This is a genomic window from Clostridium sp. HMP27, assembly GCF_000765165.1.
GTDB lineage: Bacteria > Bacillota > Clostridia > Clostridiales > Clostridiaceae > Clostridium_AK.
The window spans coordinates 1-3861 of the sequence record NZ_JMFY01000052.1 but is presented as its reverse complement, the minus strand read 5'-3'; the positions used below and the strand labels follow the sequence as shown (position 1 = coordinate 3861).

At 31.0% G+C, this 3861-nt stretch carries 4 protein-coding genes and 1 tRNA gene; 1 reads left to right on the top strand and 4 read right to left on the bottom strand.

What is annotated here, in order from left to right; all coding sequences use genetic code 11:
* Positions 1 to 6: 6 nt before the first annotated feature.
* The 3 genes from DP68_RS17515 to DP68_RS17505 form a co-directional block, all read right to left on the bottom strand.
* Positions 7 to 81: transfer RNA gene (locus tag DP68_RS17515), tRNA-Glu, on the bottom strand.
* Positions 82 to 279: 198 nt separating this feature from the next.
* On the bottom strand, positions 280 to 1095 hold the full coding sequence (locus DP68_RS17510) for a pyruvate, water dikinase regulatory protein (RefSeq protein WP_035311715.1): 816 nt from the start codon (positions 1093 to 1095) through the stop codon (positions 280 to 282).
* 8 nt (positions 1096 to 1103) lie between these two features.
* Positions 1104 to 1487: a CoA-binding protein gene (locus tag DP68_RS17505; protein ID WP_035311714.1), complete on the bottom strand. Its 384-nt coding sequence runs from the start codon at positions 1485 to 1487 to the stop codon at positions 1104 to 1106.
* A 159-nt stretch (positions 1488 to 1646) separates the two neighbouring features.
* Between DP68_RS17505 and DP68_RS17500 the strand changes: the two genes are divergently transcribed.
* On the top strand, positions 1647 to 2870 hold the full coding sequence (locus DP68_RS17500; RefSeq protein WP_035311713.1) for an NAD(P)/FAD-dependent oxidoreductase: 1224 nt from the start codon (positions 1647 to 1649) through the stop codon (positions 2868 to 2870).
* 140 nt (positions 2871 to 3010) lie between these two features.
* On the opposite strand, the gene DP68_RS17495 is transcribed toward DP68_RS17500, so the two are convergent.
* Positions 3011 to 3757: an acyl-ACP thioesterase domain-containing protein gene (locus DP68_RS17495; protein WP_035311712.1), complete on the bottom strand. Its 747-nt coding sequence runs from the start codon at positions 3755 to 3757 to the stop codon at positions 3011 to 3013.
* Positions 3758 to 3861 lie beyond the last annotated feature (104 nt).

Below are 3861 nucleotides of genomic sequence, written 5' to 3'. Positions count from 1 at the left end.
CATTAATGGTGACCCCTACGAGACTCGAACTCGTGTTACCACCGTGAAAGGGTGGTGTCTTAACCGCTTGACCAAGGGGCCTTATTTGTCGGGCGCTTTGCTTTGTTGTGTCAGCCACCCGACATAGAATATAATACCTGAAAGTCTTCTAAGTGTCAACAGCTTTTTAAAACTTTTTTTATTTTTTTTTTATTTTTTATTTTTTTCCCCGTTAAAGTACTGATTTTACTATATTTCTACAAATCAATATTTCTATAAAATTATACTTTTTAAAACAAATTAATGATCTTTTGTTCCAATATAACCTATAGACTCCATTATTAAAAGTGCTGTATCTTCTATAGCTCTTTTTGTTACATCTATAACTTTACATCTTAATCTTCTCATTACTTTATCTGCAAATTCTAATTCTTGAAGTACTCTTTCTGCATTTGCGTATTGTATTTCCGATGAAAGCCTTGAAAACTTATCCATCCTATGTTTCCTTATTTCTATCAATCTCATAGGTTCTATAGTAAGTCCTACTATCCTTTTACTATCTATTTCAAGTAATTCCTCTGGCATTGGAACTTCAGGCATTAAAGGAACATTTAATGCTTTTATACCCTTATTAGCTAAATACATACATAGTGGTGTTTTTGATGTTCTTGATAGGCCTACTAACACTACATCTGCATGTTTTATACCACTATTGTCTTTACTATCATCATATTGCATGGCAAATTCCATGGCCTCAATTTTCTTGAAATATTTAGCATCCATATCTCTAACTGCCCCTGGCTTATAATCAGGAAGTTTGTTTAAAATTCTAGAAGCAGTACTAATACAAGGTCCTAATATATTTACAATACGTATTCCCTTTTCTATGCACCTTTCAACTAAAAATTCTCTTACGTCAACTAAAACTATAGTATTTATTATCATGCTATTTTCAGGATCATCTATACTGTCTATAAGATCATCTACTGCCTCAAAGGTTTTTACATAAGTTATTCTTTTTACTTTTATATTTTCATTAAACTGCATTGCTGTAGCCCTTGCTACCTGTTCAGCAGTTTCTGCTATAGAATCCGATACCGCATAAATTGTAAGCATTAAAGCATCTACCTCTTTCTATTGTAGTAGGAAAGTTCTACTAATGCACATCCCTCTATAGCTATAATACCGTTTTCTCTACAAAAACTCAATATTTCTTCACTTTGTGCCCCTGGTTGAATTAAAACCTTATCTATGCCCAATTCCTTAGCTTCTATAAGCATTTTCTCACCTTGTATAGGATTTATACATAAATCTATAACATCGATGCCGTAAGGAACGTCTTTTAATGATCTGTACACACTTTCATCTTTACTATTAGGATGCACTCCTACAGCGTTAAAATCATGCTCTTTTAAGCTATTTAATATTCTATGAGCATATTTTTCACTATTTAATACATCTCCTACTACTACCCAATTTTTATATTCTAAAAGATTTTGACCGTCCATAAAAAAATCCTCCTTTATTTACATTATTTGGAACTATTATATGTTGAAAGATCATTGCTGTATTAATTATTTTTTACTATTTTTTAAAATATATAATTGATAAAGTAAAATTTATGATTTACTATATTGGTAAATAAACTTTAAAAGGAGAAAACTATCATGCATTATGATATTATAGTAGTTGGTGCTGGTGCTTCAGGTATTATGACTGCTATCACCTCTAAAGATCGTGGACTGCAAGTAGCTATTTTAGAAGGAAGCAATCGTATAGGCAAGAAAATACTCACCACAGGGAATGGTAGATGCAATATAACAAATAAATATTCAAATATAGAAAATTTTCATAGTTTAAATAATAACTTTCCAAAGGATGTACTAAATAATTTTACAGTTAACGATACGTTAAACTTTTTTAAATCCATTGGTTTACCACTAGTAGAGCTAGAAGAAGGAAAAATGTTTCCTTTATCCTTGCAAGCTTCATCTGTATTAGATATATTACGATTTGCTTTGGAAGAGCGAAATATACCTATACATTTAGATACAAAAATAAATAAAGTGAAATATGAAAAAAACATTTTCAAAATTTTTACAAAGGAATCTGAGACTTATACTTGCGACAAACTTGTACTTAGTTGTGGTGGTTCATCCGCTCCAAATACTGGATCTGATGGCAGTGGATATGCTTTAGCAAAGGCATTAGGCCATACTATAATATCGCCGGTTCCTGGATTGGTGCAATTAAAGCTTGATTATCCTAGGCTAAAAGCTATATCTGGAATAAAATTCCAAGGCTCAGTAGAAGCCTTTTCAAATAGCGTTCTTATACGTAAAGAGTATGGAGAACTTCTTTTTACTGACTATGGAATATCAGGCCCCCCTATACTACAAATTAGCAGTTTAATTTCCAGAGATTTATATAACAAACAACAAATAATCTTAAAAGTAGATATGTTCCCTCATATGGACTATGAAAGTATGAAAGAGTTTCTTGATAACCACTTTGGCGTATTTGGATATAGAAGTATTTCAGAGTCTTTGATAGGAATATTAAATAAAAAATTGATACCCATACTTTTAAAAGAAGCACAGATTACCGATATACATAAACCTTGCTTTGACCTTTCATGGAAAGAACGAGAAAACATATTAAACCTTGTTAAGTCATGGAAATTTAATGTATATGACACAAATTCTTTTGCAAACTCTCAAGTGACTTGCGGCGGAATAGATACTACTGAAGTTAGTTCTATTACTCTAGAATCTAATAAGATAAAAAATTTATTCTTTACAGGAGAAATATTAGATGTAAATGGTGATTGTGGTGGGTTTAATTTGCAATGGGCTTGGAGTAGTGGCTATACGGTAGGAATGTCACTTTAAAAGATATTAAGCATTTTTAATCTTTCAGGATTAAGGTATTAGGTCTAGGCTTTTAGTAAATTTCACTTAAGTGAAATTTTCACATTTCCCAATTCCTAATACTTATTCCTTTTACTTAAAAGTTTCTAGTACAACCTTTGCTATCTTGTCCAAGTAGTCTCTGCCACCGTTAATTCATTTCCTTCTTTATCAACAATTTTATGCTTACATACTGCCTTTCCATCTACCTCACGTACTTCAACACATGAATCTATAACTTCTCCATAGGTCGTTTCTTTTTCATAAGTTATAATTAAATTGCTTAAACTATATTGTGTAACTATGTTTAATGGAACAGCTTCCAATATCCATGAGATATACTTAGAATTATTAACATGTCCATTGGTATCTATATCGCTATACCTAACATCAAAGGTTTTACAAAAGTCACTTTCATTAGGTGCTGTAATCTTTGGTATATCAATAATTTCATTATCATCCTTACTTAAACAGTAACCAGTATACATTTCTTCTTGTACCCTAACAGGCTTTCTAGTTTCAATGTCTATTAAAAACCACAGCGAATCAGCTTCTACTATCACATTTCCTTCAATATCTAGTATGTAAAACTTTCTATATGCATAAAACTTTCTAAATGAATAAGGAACTGTTCTTGCAATAACCTTTTCTCTATAAGTTGGGTATCTATGTATCTTCACATTCCACTTATAAAGTACCCAGGCCATATTAACTTTTTTCAAATAATCAATTCCCATATTTCTATCTTCAGATTGCTTACTTGATATATCTCCAAAGTAATTCATCAAGCTAGTAAACAAAGCTCTTCCCTTATAATCAACTTCATAAAAGTGTATTTCATACTCTTTATCTGTTACAAGCTTCCCCATTGTTATCCTCCCATTAATTAACCTTATTTTACAATAATTATATCACAAAAATACCTACACCCATATCTTACTAATATAAGATTAAGCTTTAAATAAATAATAAA